The organism is Devosia sp. LjRoot3, from assembly GCF_964252865.1.
GTDB lineage: Bacteria > Pseudomonadota > Alphaproteobacteria > Rhizobiales > Devosiaceae > Devosia.
Genome location: NZ_CAXUPK020000007.1, coordinates 62061 through 82276, shown reverse-complemented (window position 1 = coordinate 82276; position 20216 = coordinate 62061). Strand labels below are relative to the sequence as shown.

At 61.3% G+C, this 20216-nt stretch carries 20 protein-coding genes; 7 read left to right on the top strand and 13 right to left on the bottom strand.

Features of this window, described 5'->3' with window-relative positions; genetic code table 11:
• Positions 1-145 precede the first annotated feature (145 nt).
• The 3 genes from ACSQ2A_RS21180 to ACSQ2A_RS21170 form a co-directional block, all read right to left on the bottom strand.
• Entirely contained in the window at positions 146-1186 is a 1041-nt protein-coding gene (locus ACSQ2A_RS21180; protein ID WP_436073836.1) for a type I restriction enzyme HsdR N-terminal domain-containing protein, read from the bottom strand.
• A 216-nt stretch (positions 1187-1402) separates the two neighbouring features.
• Complete coding sequence (locus ACSQ2A_RS21175; protein WP_436073835.1) at positions 1403-1729, bottom strand: GIY-YIG nuclease family protein; 327 nt, start codon at positions 1727-1729, stop codon at positions 1403-1405.
• Positions 1730-1973: 244 nt separating this feature from the next.
• Positions 1974-2264, bottom strand: coding sequence for a hypothetical protein (locus ACSQ2A_RS21170; protein WP_436073834.1), 291 nt, complete (start codon positions 2262-2264; stop codon positions 1974-1976).
• Positions 2265-2822: 558 nt separating this feature from the next.
• Between ACSQ2A_RS21170 and ACSQ2A_RS21165 the strand changes: the two genes are divergently transcribed.
• Positions 2823-3320 carry a cytochrome b gene (locus ACSQ2A_RS21165; protein ID WP_436073833.1) on the top strand — a complete coding sequence of 166 codons (498 nt, stop codon included), beginning with the start codon at positions 2823-2825 and terminating at the stop codon, positions 3318-3320.
• 205 nt (positions 3321-3525) lie between these two features.
• Positions 3526-4086 (top strand): hypothetical protein, encoded by a 561-nt coding sequence (locus ACSQ2A_RS21160; protein WP_436073832.1) that lies wholly within the window; start codon positions 3526-3528, stop codon positions 4084-4086.
• A 38-nt stretch (positions 4087-4124) separates the two neighbouring features.
• Here ACSQ2A_RS21160 and ACSQ2A_RS21155 read toward each other — a convergent pair whose 3' ends face one another.
• Positions 4125-5921: an ABC transporter ATP-binding protein gene (locus ACSQ2A_RS21155; protein WP_436073831.1), complete on the bottom strand. Its 1797-nt coding sequence runs from the start codon at positions 5919-5921 to the stop codon at positions 4125-4127.
• A gap of 771 nt (positions 5922-6692) precedes the next feature.
• Between ACSQ2A_RS21155 and ACSQ2A_RS21150 the strand changes: the two genes are divergently transcribed.
• A complete protein-coding gene (locus ACSQ2A_RS21150) occupies positions 6693-7934 on the top strand; it encodes an aminopeptidase (protein WP_436073830.1) in 1242 nt (413 codons plus the stop codon).
• A 118-nt stretch (positions 7935-8052) separates the two neighbouring features.
• Here ACSQ2A_RS21150 and ACSQ2A_RS21145 read toward each other — a convergent pair whose 3' ends face one another.
• Both ACSQ2A_RS21145 and ACSQ2A_RS21140 read right to left on the bottom strand, forming a co-directional pair.
• Entirely contained in the window at positions 8053-8598 is a 546-nt protein-coding gene (locus ACSQ2A_RS21145) for a DUF924 family protein (protein WP_436073829.1), read from the bottom strand.
• Positions 8599-8644: 46 nt separating this feature from the next.
• Positions 8645-9568, bottom strand: coding sequence for a VOC family protein (locus ACSQ2A_RS21140; protein ID WP_436073828.1), 924 nt, complete (start codon positions 9566-9568; stop codon positions 8645-8647).
• 168 nt (positions 9569-9736) lie between these two features.
• Between ACSQ2A_RS21140 and ACSQ2A_RS21135 the strand changes: the two genes are divergently transcribed.
• Positions 9737-10060 (top strand): YARHG domain-containing protein, encoded by a 324-nt coding sequence (locus ACSQ2A_RS21135; protein WP_436073827.1) that lies wholly within the window; start codon positions 9737-9739, stop codon positions 10058-10060.
• 157 nt (positions 10061-10217) lie between these two features.
• Here ACSQ2A_RS21135 and ACSQ2A_RS21130 read toward each other — a convergent pair whose 3' ends face one another.
• The 5 genes from ACSQ2A_RS21130 to ACSQ2A_RS21110 all read right to left on the bottom strand — a co-directional run bounded on the left by ACSQ2A_RS21130 (position 10218) and on the right by ACSQ2A_RS21110 (position 14219).
• A complete protein-coding gene (locus tag ACSQ2A_RS21130) occupies positions 10218-10511 on the bottom strand; it encodes an HPr family phosphocarrier protein (RefSeq protein ID WP_035079451.1) in 294 nt (97 codons plus the stop codon).
• A 1-nt stretch (position 10512) separates the two neighbouring features.
• Entirely contained in the window at positions 10513-10917 is a 405-nt protein-coding gene (locus ACSQ2A_RS21125; protein WP_295414283.1) for a PTS sugar transporter subunit IIA, read from the bottom strand.
• A 143-nt stretch (positions 10918-11060) separates the two neighbouring features.
• On the bottom strand, positions 11061-11540 hold the full coding sequence (locus ACSQ2A_RS21120) for an HPr kinase/phosphorylase (protein ID WP_436073826.1): 480 nt from the start codon (positions 11538-11540) through the stop codon (positions 11061-11063).
• 169 nt (positions 11541-11709) lie between these two features.
• Positions 11710-13401: a sensor histidine kinase gene (locus ACSQ2A_RS21115; RefSeq protein WP_295414280.1), complete on the bottom strand. Its 1692-nt coding sequence runs from the start codon at positions 13399-13401 to the stop codon at positions 11710-11712.
• A 101-nt stretch (positions 13402-13502) separates the two neighbouring features.
• On the bottom strand, positions 13503-14219 hold the full coding sequence (locus ACSQ2A_RS21110; protein ID WP_295414278.1) for a response regulator transcription factor: 717 nt from the start codon (positions 14217-14219) through the stop codon (positions 13503-13505).
• A 240-nt stretch (positions 14220-14459) separates the two neighbouring features.
• On the opposite strand from ACSQ2A_RS21110, the gene pckA reads away from it, so the two are divergent.
• The gene (gene pckA / locus ACSQ2A_RS21105; protein ID WP_436073825.1) at positions 14460-16052 is read left to right on the top strand and encodes a phosphoenolpyruvate carboxykinase (ATP); all 1593 of its coding nucleotides are present in this window, start codon (positions 14460-14462) and stop codon (positions 16050-16052) included.
• A 48-nt stretch (positions 16053-16100) separates the two neighbouring features.
• On the opposite strand, the gene ACSQ2A_RS21100 is transcribed toward pckA, so the two are convergent.
• Together ACSQ2A_RS21100 and ACSQ2A_RS21095 are read right to left on the bottom strand one after the other, a co-directional pair.
• Positions 16101-17006, bottom strand: a complete 906-nt coding sequence (locus ACSQ2A_RS21100) for a cell wall hydrolase (protein ID WP_436073824.1) — start codon at positions 17004-17006, stop codon at positions 16101-16103.
• 366 nt (positions 17007-17372) lie between these two features.
• Positions 17373-18035, bottom strand: coding sequence for an HAD family hydrolase (locus ACSQ2A_RS21095; protein ID WP_436073823.1), 663 nt, complete (start codon positions 18033-18035; stop codon positions 17373-17375).
• Between the two features lie 88 nt (positions 18036-18123).
• Between ACSQ2A_RS21095 and ACSQ2A_RS21090 the strand changes: the two genes are divergently transcribed.
• A complete protein-coding gene (locus ACSQ2A_RS21090; RefSeq protein ID WP_436073822.1) occupies positions 18124-19533 on the top strand; it encodes a protein adenylyltransferase SelO in 1410 nt (469 codons plus the stop codon).
• A gap of 131 nt (positions 19534-19664) precedes the next feature.
• Positions 19665-20216, top strand: a complete 552-nt coding sequence (locus tag ACSQ2A_RS21085; RefSeq protein ID WP_436073821.1) for a gamma carbonic anhydrase family protein — start codon at positions 19665-19667, stop codon at positions 20214-20216.

The following is a 20216-nucleotide window of genomic DNA, read 5'->3' as shown; positions in this document are numbered from 1 at the left end:
CACCATCCCCACTGGCCGTCACCCCGGGCTTGACCCGGGGCCCATCCCCGAAGACTTTAGCCTACGTGGAGCGGCCAGGGCCCATCATCTCAAGATGGGCCCCTGCCTTCGCCGGGTGACAATCGAGTTTGAAGATGCCTCAGCGTCAATCGACGTAAGTGCGCACTACATCCTTGATGGCGCCAGCGCAGCGGTAAATGTCCTCTACCCGCTCGATATCGTGCCGAACCCCTTCTTTTTCGGCACCAAACACGGTCATGAACCGCGATTTGCCGTTGAAGTGAAGCCTAGCAATGGGCTTGCGATTGTTGTCATCGAATAATATGGCGCAGTAAGATTGGGCGTCGCGCAGGGCAATACGAGAGACTGGCGCGACCTCCGCCGCAATAGCGCGAACGATCATGAAGCCCTGAATCTCATCTTCCGTGGTCTCGATCTTCTTGTCGTCCACCGTTGGTATGGCGTCGTCCGCTCCACCGTCGAACGCAACGTCGATCTTGTGCTTGGCGCGTTGGCGGAAAAGGTCATCGAAAGCGCGACGGACGATAGGCTTGAGTTCGTTCACCACTGCACCGGTGAGCTTGCCCTCATAGAAGCCGCGCGCCACCATGCGTACGAATTCCTCGTCCGGCTCAGCCCACTGCGCTTCGATAAAGCTCATTGCCCCACGAAGATACTTAAGAGATGAGGCGGCTGCCTGGATGGTCTCGATCTTGAAATTGGCCTTGTGGAACTTCTCCAGCTCCTTGAGATCGTTGTCGTCGTAAGACAGAAGATCAAACTTGAAGAAAGGGGCAGCGTCCATCTTGTTGGGCGCTTCGAGGTCGGTAAAAAACCAGATGTGGAGGCCGTTGGTTAGTATACCAATGTTGGCATCGCAGGTGTGGAAATAGCGGAATAGCTGGCTGTACTGGGCGTCGCGCAAATTGGTCGAGACCGATTTGGCTTCCACAAGATACTCGATACGGTCACCGATCTTGCAGGCATAATCGATCTTCTCACCCTTCTTGAGACCGACGTCCGCCACATATTCCGGAATTATCTGCGTCGGATCGAAAACATCGAAGCCCAAAACACGAAGAAACGGCATGACAATAGCATTCTTCGTAGCCTCCTCAGTCTGCGCGACTGCCTGGGCACTAATTGCGCGCTTCGCCAAGTCGGCAACATCTTCCTTAAATGACATTTGAATCCCCCCAATACTTGGAAGCCTAAGGGGAGTTTCAAAGTCTGTAAACTCCTGCGTCTTCTGACACTCGATGTCACCCCGGCGCAGGCCGGGGCCCATCTCCCGCAGGCGCAGAGCCTCTATAGTGCGGCAGAATCGCATCTCAGGGTGGGCCCCGGCCTGCGCCGGGGTGACAGCCGGTGGGTGATGGTCCGCGAAGAAGCGACGTGGCGACTAAGGATCGGCTTGATACGGTGTACTTTCCGCGGATGCCTGCGGCCCGATAATCTCCCACCACAAATCCCGCCAATCCGGATTCTGCTCTTCGATCAGCCGATCTTTCCAAGGCCGTAGCCACTTCTTGATCCGCTTTTCGCGCGTAATGGCGAATTCGATATCGTCGTGCGGCTCAAACCAGACGAGTGTCTTGCACCCATGCGTCTTGGTGAAGCCGGGCATTAGTCCTTCGCGATGTTCAGAAGCACGGCGCAGCAAATCGTTGGTGACGCCTGTATAGAGCGCGCCATGTTTGCGATTGGCCATGATGTAGACGAAGTACATTCGGCTCCCCCAGCCGCGTAACTTCACTGCAGCCAGAGTGGCATTGTCATCATGCACTGTCACGCCACAGTTTTATCTCCGTACTCCCCACTCCCTCGATGTCACCCCGGCGAAGGCCGGGGCCCATCTCCCGCAGGTGGGGAGCCGTGATGGCTCAGCGTGTCGAAGTATCTCAGGATGGGCCCCGGCCTTCGCCGGGGTGACAGCCGGTGGGTGGGTGAGTTGGGGCCTCAAGAGTACCCTGTTACATCCCGCCCCGCATCACCTCCGCCGCCCCCTTCAGCCGCTCCACGCTCGCCTCGTTCCAGCTCTCCACCGCCAGCCGCGCCGCGGTTTCCCTGCGCACAAACGCCTCGATCCGCTCGTGGCCGATTTCGTCGAGCAGGTGCCTTATGGGTGACCACATGGCCCAGTTGGGATTGACCATCCGCATGTGCAGGCGATCTTCGGTAATATCGAAGGTGACATTGGCCGAGCGCGCCAGGTCGAGGAATTCGGCGACATAGGCGTCGGGCATCGGATCGGGAAAAATCATGGGGCTGCCTCGTATTTGATACAAATACAATGCACCTCCGCGACACCGGCTCCGGAAAGCCGGTTTTATGGTGAATGAAGGGTTAAGCGGAAAAACTTGTCCCGTTTATCCCCGCCCCCTCGCAGGCGCTGTAGTCTCCGTCGCATCCACCCCGCGCGAGCGGCCTGCAGGCGATCAGTGGTGGGGGGAGCCGGTTTGTGGGGAGGTCGCCTTCCCCATGGGTTCGGGAGTCAGTCCCTCGCGACGAGCGATCAAGAGGCGCTGCGACTCTGTCCAACTTCGAGATGTGCCGCCAGGCAAATTCGCTCCAGTGGAGCGAATTTAGGCGAGAAGGCCATGAAGGCTAGGCCTGAATGGCCGGCCTCCGGAGCGGCCCTCGCTTCATATACAAAATCATCCGAGGCGAATGCCGCTCCGGGGTCCGCTCAAAACCGGAAGCCACATGGCCGTCCGGCGCGCAAACCTGTCCAAAGCTTCATTTGCAAACCGTTGCCCCTGCCGCAATTGTGGTTGTGCGGCGCATGACACGCGCCCTGGCCCCAAGAGAAAGTGTCGCTCATGTCCTCAACCACCGCCCCCGCCGGTTATTCCCGCGCCCAGGTCATCCTCCATTGGCTCATTGCCGCGCTGATCCTCTTTCAGCTGCTGGTGCATGACGGCATGGAGGAAGCCTGGCGGGCGCTGCGCCGGGGCACCGAGGATGGCGGCAATCCCCTGCCTCACATCATCGTCGGCAGCACCATTCTGATCCTGGCCGCCGTTCGCCTCGTCATCCGCCTGCGCCATGGCGCGCCGCCGCATCCGGCGGGGCAACCGGCCGCGCTTGGCCTTCTTGCCAATGTGGTTCACTGGGGCATTTATGCCCTGCTGTTCATGATCCCGATTTCCGGGCTCGTCGCCTGGTTCGGTGGCGTCGAGGGCGCCGCCATGGCGCATGGCGGGCCGCTGCGCCTCGCGCTGATCGGCCTCGTGCTGCTCCACATTGCCGGGGCGCTGGTGCAGCAATTGGTGCTGCGCAGTGGCGTGCTCATGCGCATGCTCAAGCCCGAAAGCTGACGCCGGCAGGCGGCACGGCAGAAAATCGGCAGGGCCCACGACATTTTTCGCGGGCGCCGCATTTTCTACTTTTGATATATCTGGTTATGCAAAACAGTACTTTGGTACAGAGTTAAGATCTGGCTACGCATTAATACGTGATTCAAACAATTTCCCCACAATAGGTCTGACAATGACTTGAGCGCTTTCTGGGAAGGAAGAGGCGATGATCTTGTCTGAGACCGCCAATATGCTCGCCGATTGTGGGGCGGTTACTTTCGCACCCAATGATGTCAGCGCCAGCGCCCTTGGCACGTTGGCCGCCAAGCTCGGCTTCGGCACGGTGGCGAATTACACCCAGTTCGCCGAGCTGCCGAAAAACCGGCTGACTTATTTTCTGGTCCATGGGCAGCTGCCCGATGGCGCCAAGCAGCGCATCATCCATGGCCTGCGCAGCTCGGACCACGTCTTCCGCCGTTTCGCGCCGATCATCTGTTTCGTGACCAATGGCCCGCGACACCAGACTGTGCCCTTGGTGCAGATGGGTTTTGATGAAGTGCTCTTCATCACCGACCCATTTTCGGACATGAGCCACAAGCTCAGCGACCAGCTGCAGCACGAACTGGTCTATGTGGAATCCGACCACTATTTTGGGCCCGACCGGCGCCGCATCGAGCGCATCGATCCCAATGATCCGCGCCGCAAGCCCGGCGGCTCACCCTTCCGGAAAATCCGCGTCGTGCGCGATCCGCGGATGGGCATTTCCACCATGGACGTGGCCCACTGAAACAAAAGCCCGCGGACCATGCCGCGGGCTCTCAGTTTTTAGGCCACAAGGCCCTTGGTCAGTTCCAGCGCCTGCCGCTCGAACAGCCGGCGATAGATGCCGCCATGGAGTCGGATCAGCGCCTCGTGGTTGCCCTCCTCGACTATCCTGCCCTTGTCGAAGACCAGCAGGCGATCGAGGGCACGAACCGTCGAGAGACGGTGCGCGATGACCAGCGTGGTGCGACCAACCATCAGCCGTTCCATCGCCTCCTGGATCATCACCTCGCTCTCGCTGTCGAGGCTCGACGTCGCCTCATCGAGAATGAGCACCGGCGCATCGGCAAGGAACGCCCGGGCGATGGCGACACGCTGGCGCTCGCCGCCCGAGAGTTTCACGCCGCGTTCGCCCACCATGGTCTCAAAGCCCTTAGGCAGGCCAACGATGAAATCATACGCATTGGCCTGTTTGGCCGCCTCGATGATTTCAGCCCGGCTGGCTTCCGGCCGACCATAGGCGATGTTCTCGGCCAGGGTCCGGTGAAACAGGATCGGCTCCTGCTGCACGATGGCGATCTGACCGCGTAGGCTTGCCTGCTGATGATCGGCAATGTTCTGCCCATCAATGGTGATGGCACCACCATTGATGTCATAGAGCCGCTGGATCAGTTTTACGAACGTCGTCTTGCCCGACCCAGAATGGCCCACGAGGCCGACACGCTCGCCCGGCTTGATGGCAACGGAGAAGTCGCGATAGAGCGGGGTTGCGTGGCTGCCATAGCGGAAGGTGACGTGATCAAAGTTGATCGCGCCCTTGCCAATGGCAATCGGCTTGGCTCCAGCCTTGTCCTCGACACCGAGCGGCATGGCCGAGAGGGCCACCAGCTCTTCCATGTCATTGACCGAGCGCTGCAGGTTGCGGATGTGCATGCCCACGTCGCGCAGGTACCCCTGCAACACGAAGAACATGGCGAGGACGAAGGTGATATCGCCGGCCGAAGCCAGTCCCTGCGTCCACATGTAGAGGCCCGTGCCCAGGATACCGGCCTGCATCAGGGTCATGAGAAGACCCTGGATGGTGCCATTGAGCGTGCCGCGCTTCCAGGTCCGGCGGGTACGTGAATCCCACTTGGACATGACATGGCGCAGCCGGTCCTCCTCGCGCGTTTCGGCGCCAAAGGCCTTTACGACCGAGTTGCAGCTCACCGCATCGGCCAGGGCGCCGCCAAGGCGCGTGTCCCAGGCATTGGCAAGGCTTGCGGCCGGGGCGACATAGCCCACCGACATCAGGACGGTGAAGGCAATGTAGATGACCGAGCCACCGGCGACGACGAGGCCCATGACCGGCCAATAGGAACCGAGCAGGATCGAGGCGCCGACCAGCATGACAAAGCTCGGCAGCAGCGCCACGAGCAGGATGTCATTGAGCGCATCGAGCGCCCACATGCCGCGCGTCACTTTTCGCACCGTCGAGCCGGCAAAGCTGTTGGCGTGCCAATCGGTCGAAAAGCGCTGCACCTTGTAAAAGCCGTCGTGCACGATCCGCGCCATCATCTGCAGCGTCAGCTTGATGATGGTCTGGAACACGAAGAAGCGCAGCACGACGCTGGTCACGCCCAGCGCCGCAACCACGGCAAAGGCGCGCACGGCATCATTGAGCGCCGTGTTCTGGTTGCCCGAAATGGCATCAACGATGCGGCCCGAAAACATCGGCACCAGCACTTCGGCAATGGTCGCGACCATGACGAGGCCGGCAATCAGGGCGATACGCTTGGGCTGGCGGGCCCAGTGGCGGAAGGTAAAGCCGAGCACGCTGCGGAAAGCATCGGCGCGGAAGTCGAGTTTCTTGCGACTCATTTGGCAGTCCGGCCCCGTTCTCCGGCAGCCGGCTCCTCAAAAAGGGCTATGAAAGGCACAAAACTGACCGGTCGAGACAATGACCCTGTCGGGCCGGTCGGGTCTGCAGAAGGAAAGGAAGAGAGAAAACCGCGGGCGGCTGGCCTAAACGGCGGGCCGCGGTTGGCAGGGACCTAAGGTCGGCCGATGCCAAACGGGGAAGCGATCATAAATGCTGTCATGCAACGCCTCCCTAGGTTCAAAGAAAATGAAGCGGTGAACGGTTGATAGCCAAACCGTTCGCCTTTGCCAATAGGTTTTGCGATGGAAATTGGCGTGTGGTGCCGCCGGGGCACAGTGCGCGGCCCGCCGCTCAGCACGCGTGGCCTCACCCCACCCTCATTCCCTCCCCACCAAGGGGAGGGAGGCGCTTGCCTCAATGTCACGGTTCCTTCGTCTCCCTCCCCCTTGTGGGGAGGGATCAAGGGCGGGGGTATGGCAAACGCAGGAGTCGACGTTTATTCGGGCTTCTTCGCTCCCGGTGCGAAAATTCCGCGGGTCTGGAATTCCGCATAGGCCATGGCAGCGGCGAAGGCACCGAAGATGATGGCGACGGCAACAATGAGAACGGTCATGGAAAGCCTCCAAAGGTGATGGCTTCCATATCCGCCCGCGCCGGGCGGCCAACCTTGATTGAGATCAACGGATTTTACGATTTGCGCGGGTGGCGCGGCGCATTGGGGGACGATAGGCTCCGGCCAACCGATTCAACAAAAAGAAGGCTTTGCCCCGATGAGCAATTCCCCCATCGATCCCACCAAACTCGACAAACTCGGCGAAGTGGCGATCAAGGTCGGCCTGCAACTGGCCGAGGGCCAGGATCTCATCATCACGGCCCCTATGGTCGCCGCCCCGCTGGTGCGCCGCATCACCGAACATGCCTACAAGGCCGGCGCTGGTCTCGTGACCTCGATCTATTCGGACGAGGAAGCGACCCTTGCCCGCTACAAATATGCCAATGACAAGAGCTTTGATCGCGCCGCGGGCTGGCTCTATGCGGGCATGGCCGAGGCGTACAAGAACAATGCCGCGCGTCTCGCCATTTCGGGCGACAATCCGATGATGCTGGCCGGTCAGGACCCGGAAAAAGTCTCGCGCGCCAACCGCGCCAATTCAGCCGCCTATCGCCCGGCGCTGGAGCTGATCACCGGCTTTGATATCAACTGGAACATCGTTTCCTACCCGACCCCGGCCTGGGCCAGGCTCGTCTTCCCGAACGATGCCGAAGACGTCGCGATCGCCAAGCTCGCCGACGCCATCTTCAAGGCTTCGCGCGTCGATCAGGACGATCCGATTGCCGCCTGGAAGGCGCACAATGCCAACCTGAAAGCCCGCTGGACGTGGCTCAACGGCAAGAAGTTTTCTTCCCTCAAGTACACCGGCCCTGGCACCGATCTCACCATCGGCCTCGCTGACGGTCACCGCTGGAAGGGCGGCGCGTCGGAAGCCAAGAATGGGGTCACCTGCAACCCCAACATTCCGACCGAGGAAGTGTTCACGACCCCGCATCGCCTGCGCGTCGAAGGCACGGTCGCGGCCACGAAACCGCTCTCGCACAACGGCACGCTGATCGAAAACATCCAGGCGCGCTTCGAAGGCGGTGTTCTGGTCGAACTCAAAGCCACCAAGGGCCAGGACGTGTTCAACAAGGTGCTCGACACCGATGAAGGGGCGCGTCGCCTCGGCGAAGTGGCCCTCGTGCCGCATTCATCGCCGATCTCGGCCTCGGGCATCCTCTTTTACAACACCCTCTACGACGAAAACGCCTCGTGCCACATCGCCATGGGCCAGTGCTATGCCGACTGCTTTGAAGGCGGCAAGGAACTTTCGCCCGACCAGATCTTTGCCCAGGGCGGCAACAAGAGCCTCATCCATATCGACTGGATGATCGGCTCGGACCAGATCGACATCGACGGCCTTCATGCCGACGGCACGGTCGAGCCGGTCATGCGCCGGGGTGAATGGGCGTTCTAGGAACGCCCAACTTTCCCGTTCTCACGCACAACGTCATCCCCGCGAAAGCGGGGATCTTTGTTTCCAGCACGGGCTTCCCGCTTTCGCGGGAATGACACCGTGGGGAAGTTGCAAAAAACTAAAACTTCCGCTCGGCCTGTTCTTCCATATAGGCCAGCTCTTCCTTCGTGCTCTCGCGCCCAAGCGGGCCATTGCGGAAGGGGAAGCGGCCAAAGCGGTCGACCGTTTCGCGATGGGCGACCGCATATTTGAGCTGATCCTCGTCCCCCAGCGCCTCATAGAGCCGCACCGAGGCCGATTGGATCGCGGCCGATTCCGCGTGCATGAAGGGCAAATAGATAAAACCCCGCCGCGGCTGCTCGAAGCGCATATCGAGCCCCTGCCCCACCATTTCCTGGGCGAGCACCAGCGCCATCTTGTCCTGCGCGAAGGCAAGCGGCGAATTGCGGAACAGCTGGCGCGAAAACTGGTCGAGCACGATGATCTCGGCCAGCCGCCCTGAGGGTTTGGCCCGCCATTCCCAGGCCTCGCCCTTGGAGACATGGGAATGGGTCTGGCCAAAGACCTCCGCGATCTTGGCGTCAAACTCGGCCTTGCCGGCAAACCAGTCTTCCGGCCCGTGCTCGACGAACCAGAAGTTCAGGACGTCATCTGCAGTGCGCATGTCTTCCCCCTTGCCCAGTTTGAAGCAAAACGCAGCAGACTGGCTTTTAGTTTGCCAAGACTACGCGAATGCGATTGCCGAAGGGATCCTGCGTTTCAACGCCCTTGTCCAGCCGTTCGATCGGCGCGCCGGCCTTTTCCAGCCGGCCGATAACCGCATCGAAATGCTCGGCGCCGGGCACGGCAATGGTGAACCAGCGCAGGCCCGATGAGCCCGCCGGCGGCAGCGCCGCATTGGGGCCGGACCAGATATTGAACGCCACGGTATGGGGCATGTAGTCGAGCCCGACATCGCCCATGCCAAAGGAGTTGATCAGCAGAAAGCCGGCAAAGCCGATGACGTCGCGATAAAAATCCATGGCCATGCTGAGGTCATTCACATGCACATGGATATGCCCGATCCGCGTCCCGGCAGGCATGCGCGGAGCAAGCACCGGCGCCGGTCCCAATTCGCCCAAGAGGCCATCGAGATCGATCGGCTCGCGCCCCGAATGCGGCTTTCCCTCTGCGGTCAGCGCATAGGTTTCACCCTTTTCGGGATCGCCCAGCGAGCCGCGCCAGGGCGTCTCGAAGGTGATCTCGATGCCGTTACCGTCAAAATCCCAGAGATAGATGGCTTCGCTGACGAGGTGATCGGTCGGGGAAATGCGCACATTGCGCTGCAGCGCCCGCACCGCCATCTGCGCCAGGTCGACGCGGGCCGGCACGTGCACGGCAACATGATAGAGCCCGATGCTGCGCGGCACGGCGGGACGCACGGCACCCGTTTCGAGCACGACCAGCACTTTTCCGCCCGCACCGAGCTGCAAGAGATTGCCGGTCTCGGCGATCAGTTCGAGCCCGACCACGTCCTGCCAGATGGCAAGGGCACGGGCGCGATCGGTCACGGCGATATGGACCGGGCCCAGCGTCGTGCTGAGCGGCAATTGAGGTTTTGACTTCACCACTGTCTGAACGGATGTGTCGATCATGCCGACCTCCCAAAAGGGCTGAACTTGAATTGAACTCAATCTAGGCCCGCGGCATCGCAACTTCTATGGAAACGATACCGAAGGCTTCGTTCGCCCAAACCGCCCCAATCAGCAATCTTCCTGATGTCGTCAATCCGTGCTTTGATCGAGCGGGAAGAGGAGGACAGGATGCTCAGAGGGTTTGCCGTGACGCTGGCCATGCTCGCCAGCATGTCGAGTGCATTTGCCAATTGCTATGAAATGATCGGCTGCGATGACAGCGACTATTTCCAACGCTCGGACCTGCGCCAATTGTCCTGCCAGTCGCTGTGGGAAGTGCGCAACTGGATCTACAAGCAGAACGGCTATTGTTTTTCCACCCAACGCGCCAAAAACGCTTTTGGGAATGAAGGCTGCTTCATCACCAATCAGGCCCAGATAAAACTCAACGCTGTCGAGCGGGAGAATGTCGCGACGATTGCCTCGGTTGAGAAATCGCGCGGGTGCAATTGAGGGTTTCTCCACCCACGCCCACCGGATGTCACCCCGGCGAAGGCCGGGGCCCATCCTGATATATTGTGGATTTGTCGGCTATCGTGGCTGCGTAACATCGGGAGATGGGCCCCGGCCTTCGCCGGGGTGACATCGAGTTTGCGGGCGCAACTACGCCTCACACGCCCTCATTGTCCTCGTCAAAGCCGTTGTTCACGAGCTCCACAATGGCTTCCAGCGCCTCGCGCGCCTGCTTGCCTGTCGCCTGCACCAGAATGGTCGAGCCTGGCCCAGCGCCGAGCATCATCAGGCCCATGATGGAATTGCCATTGACCGACTGACCATCCTTGATGACGTGCAGCGAGGCATCAAAACACTCCGCCGTGCGCACGAAGCGCGCCGATGCGCGCGCGTGCAAACCCTTGCGGTTGACGATGGTCAATTGCTGGGCGACGGCACGATCACCATCCATTTCAGGATGCTCCACCAAGGATGGAATTGGCCACCGTAATATACTTGCGGCCCGCTTCCTGAGCGAGCGCTACCGCATCGGTCAGAGCGAGATCGCCGCGCACGCGCCCAAGCTTGACCAGCATGGGCAGGTTGACGCCCGCGATCACTTCGACATTGCGGTTCTGCATCACTGAAATGGCCAGGTTCGACGGCGTGCCGCCGAACATATCGGTGAGAATGATCACACCATCGCCGCTATCGGCCCGGTCGATCGCCGCCAGAATGTCCTCACGCCGCGTTTCCGCATTGTCTTCAGGACCGATGGCGATGGTCTCACACTGTTCCTGGGGTCCAACAACATGTTCCAGCGCTAGCTTGAACTCATCCGCCAGCGCGCCATGCGTCACCAGAACCAACCCGATCATGCATTCTCCCCAGACGATGACTGCGCCTCATTCGAGGACGCAACCTCATCCCAGTCCAATAAGCCCCCGCTCCCTGCCTCGGGTGCATTTGGGAGCGGGCGCCAGTCTTGCCCCCGATGACACCGGTTGCAAGCGATAAATTGTCACCCTCCAGAGGGTATAGCGATTGCGCCCAGCGCCTCTTCGATCAAGAGGCGCTGGTGTTCGATTCCTATCACACCCGCCTGTGGCACCGGGCAACGGGCGATTTCGAGGCCCAAAAGCCTGACTTTGAAATCGTGCTCCTCAGGCATCCGTTCAAGGGTCGGTACGAGATCAACCACCAGATCGAGCCTTTTGCCGCTTTGATGGGGCCGGCTGACAATGCCGTGACCGCGTAGTTCGATGAGCCCGGCAATGGCGTTTGGGGCGTAGAGCCGGATGGAGGCGCCATCAATTTCGAGGTCGACCCGATCATCGGAAACCAGCGCGGCGTCTTTGCCGCGGGAGCCAAAGACATCGAGGAGATAGAGAGCGAGCAGCGACTTTCCCGCACCCGAGGGTCCGCGAAGCAATATGCCTTTTCCGTCGAGCTGAATGGCGGTCGCGTGGACGTTTTCGCGTGTTTTCAGCAGAACCTCCAACGCACCGCGTCATTCCCGCGAAAGCGGGAATCTCTGATCCTCCGCAGTGAGATTCCCGCTTTCGCGGGAATGACGCCGTGGAGGGAGTCGAGATACTTCAGCCAGCGCCTCCCTCCCCCTTGTGGGGAGGGAATGAGGGTGGGGGTATCGGCCAGTACGAAGCCCAAAATTACCGCCGCGTCTTCGGCAGCGACACGGTAAACAGCGCCCCAGACCGATCCGTCCGGTTCTGCGCCTTGATCGTGCCCTTGTGCGCATCGACGATCTGCTTGGAAATCGACAGCCCGAGCCCGGAGTGATTGCCAAAGCTCTCGGTTTCCGGCCGGTCCGTATAGAAGCGCTGGAAGATGCGGCTGACGTCGCCGGTAATGCCCGGGCCCTCGTCGCTGACCGTCACGACGATCATGTCGGTCTCCGTCGAAACCGTCACCGTCACCGTGCCATCGACTGGCGAAAACGACACCGCATTGTCGATCAGATTGGCCAGCACCTGCGCCAGGCGGCTTTCGTGCCCGGTGATCACGGTCGAACCGCGCCCAAGACGCTTGCCCATGACGACATTGACCTGCCGGCCTGCCGCCACGTCCTTCTGGATGCCAACCATGGCCTCGGCCAGCTTTTCGACATCGACCAGTTCCGCACTTTCGCGCGCCAGTTCGGCGTCGAGCCGGCTGGCACTCGAAATATCGGTAATCAGCCGGTCGAGGCGTTTGACGTCATGCTGGATGATGGCGTTGAGGCGCTCGCGGTCTTCCGGCTTCTTGGCCAGCGGCAGCGTTTCGACGGCCGACCGCAACGAAGTCAGCGGGTTCTTCAGCTCATGCGCCACGTCGGCGGCAAAGCGCTCGATGGCTTCGATGCGATTATACAGCGCATCGGTCATGCGCCGCAGCGCGCCTGAGAGATGGCCGATTTCGTCGGGTCGATCGGTCAGATCTGGAATTTCCGCACGCGCATTGCCCGCCGTCTGCACCCGCTCGGCCGCCGCCGACAGGCGCCGCATCGGGCCGGCAATGGTGCCGGCCAGCAGCAGCGACAGCGCGATCTGCACGCCCGCGGCAATCATGGCGATGCGCAAAATGCTCCAGCGCTCCTGCGCCACCACCGAGTCGATATCGCCCGGCGCCGTCGAGAGCAGGATGGCGCCGACCACAGCGCGCAGGCGCTGCACCGGCACGGCTACGGAAACAACAAGCTGGTTATGCTCATCGACGCGCACGAAATCGGCCGGGGCGCCCTGCAGGGCCGAGGCCACTTCGGGATAGCGCGTCCCCTCGTCGGCCCCATATTCCTGGTATTTTGAGAAATTGTCGCCCGGCGCCCAGGCGATCATGGCGTTCCACCAGTCGAACAGGAAAAAGCGCTGCGACTTTGAGGTGTCGATCTGCTGCCGGATCACCTCGCCGCGCGCATAGATATTGTCGCTGTCGAGGATAAGCAGGCCCTGCTGATCATAGATGCGCGCCCGCGTCCGCGTCGGCGTGATCAGGTTGCGCAAGAGAGGCGCGACGCGTTCGGGGCTGATGGGAAATTCCAGCGAGGGATCGAAATAGGAGAGCGGGGAAACATTGCCCGCCTGCAATTCGATCAGCCGGTCGGGATTGATGGAGATGACATCGCTATCGACGGTCGCGGAAGCCGCAATGGCAGCGGCAATGATTTCGCCCTGTACGCGCAGCGATTGCACGCGCGCATCGATGAGGCCTGCACGCCATTGGTTGAGGTACAAAATGCCCACGACCAGCACCAGCAGCCCGGCAAGGTTGAGCACGATGATGCGGCGCGTCAGACTCGAGAAAATGGTGAAATCGACGAAGCGCCGCAGCGCCACGATGACCTGGCCAAGCGGCTTGAGCGCCATGCGCCAGCCGCGCCTGCTCCCTTTTCCAACAGGAGCAGGCTCAGCGTCCCGCTCGGGACGCCTTCCCTCGACTTGAGGATCGATGGTGGCCACGAAGTTCCTTATTGCTCCTTGAAGCGATAGCCGACGCCATAGAGCGTTTCGATCATTTCAAAGTCGTCGTCGGTCGCCTTGAACTTTTTCCGCAACCGCTTGATGTGGCTGTCGATGGTCCGGTCGTCGACATAGACCTGATCGTCATAGGCCGCATCCATCAGCGCATTTCGCGATTTTACGACACCGGGGCGCAAAGCCAAAGCCTGAAGAATGAGGAATTCGGTGACGGTCAACGTCACGCGCTGGCCCTTCCAGGTACAGGTGTGGCGCTCTTCGTCCATCACCAGCGAGCCGCGCTCGATCAGCGCCTTGCCCGGTACGGGTTCGCCCGTGGGACCAGCGGCAGCCGACGGGTCACGCGGCGCCGAACGGCGCAGGATCGCCTTGACGCGCTCGACCAGCAGGCGCTGGCTGAAGGGTTTTGTAATAAAGTCGTCGGCGCCCATTTTGAGACCGAACAGCTCGTCGATTTCCTCGTCCTTGGAGGTGAGGAAGATCACCGGCACGTCGGACTTCTGGCGGAGGCGACGCAGCAATTCCATGCCATCCATGCGCGGCATCTTGATGTCGAGAATGGCCAGATCGGGCTTGTCGGTGGTCAGGCCTTCAAGGCCCGAGGCCCCGTCGGTATAAGTCGCTACCTGATAGCCTTCCGCCTCGAGGGTGAGGGAAACGGAGGTAAGAATGTTCCGGTCGTCGTCCACGAGGGCGATCTTGGGCATATTCTGCCTTTCTAGTTGCGACGCTTGCATCTTGTCGGGACCAGCGGCCCCTCACGCGACGTTGCAGGCGACAATTACGCGTTAAATAAGGCGGGGCCAAGCCTCTAGCCAGTGCCCGCCCCCCTACGAAATGGCTGCGACTTCCGTCTTACGACCGATTTCGGGATGGCTGGCGGGGGATTGGCCCGCCTATTTTTCTCTCCACCTGCTGCCCCGCGCGGCGCCCGATGGAGACGAAAAATGAGTGATTTTGACCACAACACCCTGCGCCGGGCCATCGTCGAAGCCGCACTATCACTCAGTGCAAACGCCATTGCCCCCCAACTGGTTGCCGATGCGCTCGTCCACGGTGGCGCCAAACTGACCGCGCATGGCGCGCTCTCGGTCGAAACCGGCGCCTTTACCGGCCGCTCGCCCAAGGACAAGTTCATCGTCCGCGATGCCCTGACCGAGGAAAAGGTCTGGTGGGACAATTCGGGGGCGCTCACCCCGGCCCAGTTCGATCTCCTCCTCAGCGACATCAAGGCGCACCTTGCTGGCCAGAACCTTTACCGCCAGGACCTCCTCGCCGGGGCCGATCCGCGCCACCAATATGGCGTTAGCGTACTCACCCCGAGCGCCTGGCACGCCCTCTTCATCCGCAATCTGCTCATCCGCCCGGGCGAAGGCATTGAAACGTCGGACACGGCCACCCCGGTCACCATCATCCACGCGCCCCTCTTCACCGCCGACCCGGCCCGCCATGGCACGCGCACCGAAACCGTCATTGCCCTCGACATGAGCCGCAACGTGGTCCTCATCGGCGGCACGCGCTATGCCGGCGAAATCAAAAAGAGCGTCTTCTCGCTCTTCAACTTCCACGCCCCGACCGACAACGTCCTCCCCATGCACTGCTCGGCCAATCTTGGCCCCGATGGGGAAGCGGCGCTGTTCTTCGGTCTTTCGGGTACGGGCAAGACGACACTTTCCAACGACCCCGCTCGGCCGCTGATCGGCGACGACGAACATGGCTGGAGCGAGGATGGCGTCTTCAACCTCGAAGGCGGTTGCTATGCCAAGACGGTCAAGCTGAGTGCCTCGGCCGAGCCGGAAATCTTCGCGGCCACCCGCACCTTTGGCACGGTCCTCGAAAATGTCGTGCTCGATGCTAACAATGTGCCAGCATTTGACGACGTATCGCTCACCGAAAACACGCGCGCGGCCTACCCGCTCGACGTCCTGCCCTCGCTCGCTCCGGGCAGCGTCGGCGGCACGCCAAAGACCGTGGTCTTCCTCACGGCCGACGCTTTTGGTGTCCTCCCGCCTTTGGCAAAACTGACGCCCGAACAGGCCGTCTACCATTTCCTCTCGGGCTACACAGCCAAGGTCGCCGGCACTGAACGCGGCGTCACCGAGCCGCAGGCAACGTTCTCGGCCTGCTTTGGTGCACCCTTTATGCCTTTGCATCCAACGGTTTACGGCGACATGCTGGCCGAGCGCCTGCGCACCAGCGGCGCCCAAGCCTGGCTCCTCAACACCGGCTGGATCGGCGGCGCCTATGGCCAGGGCAAGCGCATCGACATCGCCTCCACCCGCCGCCTCCTCACCGCTGCACTCGACGGCTCGCTCGACAGCGCCCCAACCCGCCTCGACCCGCTCTTCGGCTTCGCTGTCCCTGTCACGGTCACCGGCGTCGACCCACGCCTCCTCGACCCGCGCCAGTGCTGGGCCGATACCGATGCCTACGATATCCAGGCGACCAAGCTCGTCGATCTATTCCGCAACAATTTCAAGAAGTTCGGCCCCGAGGCCGACGCGGATGCCGGCCCGCAATTGCTGCAGGCAGCCGAATAAAACAAAGGGCGCCGCTGGCGCCCTTTTCGTTTCCCGGTCGGGAAAAACTCAGTTCGGCGAATAGAAGATGTGCGATCCGACTTCGGCCACGCGGCTAAAGGTATAAGACCAGGACGGGCGCACATTGGTGGTGTGGTAGAACAGCACCGAGTCCGGAACCGCACCAATTTCTGCGCCGGTTGCATATTCGGCATAGACGTCCTTGGCGAGCGCCATGGAGCGGGCCCAGGCCTGGCGTTCGCCCGGCGCATCGCCGCGACCATCGCAGGCAAAGGTGAACTGGCAGCGGTAACGGCCCTGATTGGCACCCTGGTAGATCACGCCGCAAAGCGAGGACGGGTACTTGTCCGAACGGGCGCGGTTAACGATGACATTGGCCACTGCGAGCTGGCCGGCAGCGCTTTCGCCGCGCGCTTCGTGATAGATCGCCTGGGCAAGGCAATCGCGCTCTGCATTGGCAACTTCTGCGCGCTTGGCGGTCGGCTGATAGCCGCTGGCCACATAGGCAGCAAGCAGGTCCGGCGTGACCGTTGGCTGATGCGCCGGCGCGGCGGGCTTCATGAAACTGTCGATAGCCGAAAGCGCGGTATTGCCGCCATCGAGCGAGCCACGGGCGATATAGCCCATCAGCATTTCGGTCGAGAGCGCGGGTTGCACGCCACCCTCGGTCACATCGACCGAGCGAAGCTGCTGCTGGCGCGCGACATAGTTGGAAAGCAGAGCATCGGTCAGCTTCTGCTGGCCCGGCGCGAGCGGCACCATGGTGGCGCCAAGAGCGGGCTGCGTGCGGACCTGAGCGATGGGGGCCGGAATATCGAGTGGCAGGACGAGGTCGGTTTCGTTGGCATGGACCATGAGGGGCGAGGCGATCACGCCAACGACGAGTGCCGTCGCGGCGAGTGCAGCCACTTTGAAAGCGGCGCGCGAGAACTTGTGCCCCCAGCGTGAAGTCAATGCCCCGTCCTTGCCCCTGAGCCCTACCGTTACCTCCGGCGGGCCTTCTGGTTGGATCGCATTCGCAATCCGTCTTTGCGGGGGCACCCTAGCCAAGCCCGCAGAGAGATGGAAGCCAAAATTTACAGCTGGTTAACCATGCGCCTTAGCTTCTTAAAACACGGTTAATGCGCAAAGCCGATCTTGAAAACCCATGAAATCCATGGGCTTGCAACGTACTGACCAAAGGTTTTCGGAAGAAATTAGAATTTTATGCGCTTTTTAGCGCGTCTGATTCTTAACAGAACGATGCGGCGGGAACACAGGTCTGGCTCCTGCCGTTAACGTCAAGACGGGCGCAAAATACGCCCGTCCAAGACTTTTCCGTCAGTGCGGGAAGGCCGCCTTGTGGACGTGCACGAGGCTTTCCATCACCGAAATCCCGAGCGCCAGCACCTCGTCATTGGGATGAACGAGATCGGGTACCATCACGGTCTGCATGCCGGCCGCATGCGCAGCGTGGACGCCGGCAAGGCTGTCCTCGAGCGCGAGGCAATTGGCCGGATTGATTTTCAGCCGGCTCGCCGCGGTCAGATAGGGCTCGGGGTGCGGCTTGGGATGGGTCACGTCATCGCGCGTAACAATGGTCTCGAACAGGTCGAGCAGACCCGCCGCACTCAGATGGTGCTGCGCATGCGGGTTTCGCGACGAGGTCGCGACCGCCGTAGGAATATTATTGGCGTGGAGCGCCGCGATAAAATCGTGCACGCCGGGCTTTACCGGCACGCCGCCATGCGAGCGCTCGCGCATGCTGACGCGGCACTTTTCGTCGAACAGGGCATAAGGAAAACTGACGCCATAGGCTTCGAGCAGAAGCTGGTTGGTGCGCTCATGGCTGCCGCCGACCATGGAACGATGGACGTCGTCGGTCATTTCGAAGCCAAGGTCGGTACAGACCTCGAAGACGATGGTCTTGAAGACCGCTTCGGTGTCGAGCAAAGTGCCGTCCATATCGAAGATGGCGGCCTGAAATGGTGCAAGCTGTATCATCTCGAATGATATAGGCCGATTTGACCCGGCACGCCAGACACGAGGGCGCAAGCGAGCCTTGCAGCACGGGCCGAAACATAGAGCCGACATGACCCAGTTTATCCCCGCCCAAAGCCATGCCGACCTTGGCCGCGACTTCTTCGACCCGGTAGCAGCAGCCGATTTTCCCAAGGCGATTCTGCGCCATCGCGACCAGCGCTGGGCCGAACGCATCGGCCTCGGCGACCTGACGGAGGACGAATGGCTAAAACACTTTGGCCGCTTCGAACCCCTGCCCGGTTCGCTGCCCCAGCCCCTCGCGTTGCGCTATCACGGCCACCAGTTCCGCACCTACAATCCCGACCTCGGCGACGGCCGCGGTTTTTTGTTTGCGCAGTGCGTCGACCCGGTGGATGGGCGCCTGCTCGATCTCGCCACCAAAGGTTCTGGCAAGACGCCCTGGTCGCGCGGCGGCGATGGCCGCCTGACGCTCAAGGGTGGCGTCCGCGAAGTGCTGGCGACCGAAATGCTCGAAGCGCTCGGGGTCTACACGTCCAAGAGTTTTTCATTGGTCGAAACCGGCGAAGAGCTTTATCGCGGCGACGAACCCTCGCCGACCCGCTCCTCGGTGCTGACCCGGCTTAGCCACAGCCATATCCGCATCGGCACGTTCCAGCGGCTGGCTTATCTCGAAGACACGGACAATCTCCGCCGCCTCGTCGATTATTCCATCGCCAATTACTACCCGCACCTTGCCGCCGCCGCCGACCCGGCTTCGGCCCTCCTCGAAGTCGTAGTCGAAAAAGTCGCCCTGCTCGGCGCGCAATGGATCGCCGCCGGTTTCGTCCATGGTGTGCTCAACACCGACAATATCAACATCACGGGCGAAAGTTTTGACTACGGCCCCTGGCGCTTTCTGCCGGTCTACGATCCCGACTTCACCGCCGCCTATTTCGACCAGACCGGCCTTTACAGTTTTGGCCGCCAGCCCGACACATTGGCCTGGAACCTCACGCGCCTTGCTGAATGCCTGCTGCCGCTCTCCAATATCGAGGCGCTGGAGCCGGCGCTGAACACGGTCTGGCCCATCTTCCGCACCCAGCTTCCCCTCGCCATGCTCCGCCGCCTCGGCCTTTCGCCACGCGACGAAGACAGCAACAACGCCTTCGTCACCGCGCTCTTCGGCTTCCTCTCGGCCAGCAAGGCGCCATATGAGCAGTTCTTCTTCGACTGGCGCGGCGGCAGCCTCAGCGCCGAACGGGCCGCACGCAGTCCCTCGGCGGAGTTCTATGCTACCGACACCTTCCGGCCGCTCGCGGACCTGTTGGAAACATTCGGGCCGTCGGACGACGTCAATCTCGATCATCCCTATTTCGCCCGCGAAAAACCGCGGACGATGCTGATCGATGAAATGGAGGCGATCTGGGCGCCAATCGCCGAGCGCGATGACTGGGCGCTTTTTCACCAGACGCTGGGAGAGATTGCCGAGATGCGCGCAGCTTACGGCATCTCGATCTAGTCACCCCTTCCACGGCGTCATTCCCGCGAAAGCGGGAATCTCTGTTTCGGAAAGGAGGATTCCCGCTTTCGCGGGAATGACGTCGCGTGTTGGGATAGCTACTATGGCGCCAAACTAAACCGGAGGACCCCATGCCCATCTACGCCCTCGACGGGATCACGCCGGAAATCTCCCCCGAGGTCGGCTGGATCGCTCCGACCGCCGTGCTCATCGGCGCCTGCCATATCGGCCCCGAAGTCGGCCTCTGGTTCGGCGTCGTCGCGCGGGGTGACATCGAACCCATAACCATCGGCGCGCGCTCCAACGTGCAGGAAAACTGCGTCCTCCATACCGACAAGGGTTTTCCCCTCTCGATCGGAGAAAACTGCACCATCGGCCACAGCGCCATCATCCATGGCTGCACCATTGGCGACAACACGCTGATCGGCATGGGCGCCACCGTGCTCAACGGCGCAAAGATCGGAAAAAACTGCCTGATCGGCGCCAATGCGCTCATCACCGAAGGCAAGGAAATCCCCGACAATTCCCTCGTCGTCGGCGCGCCCGGCAAGGTGATCCGCACGCTCGACGACGAAGCCATTGCCGGCCTCACGGCATCTGCCGATCGCTATGTGAAAAACGCCAGGCGCTTTGCTGCGGGCCTTGTGGAAGTACACCCTCCGGGTGATTTCGACCCGGCCTAA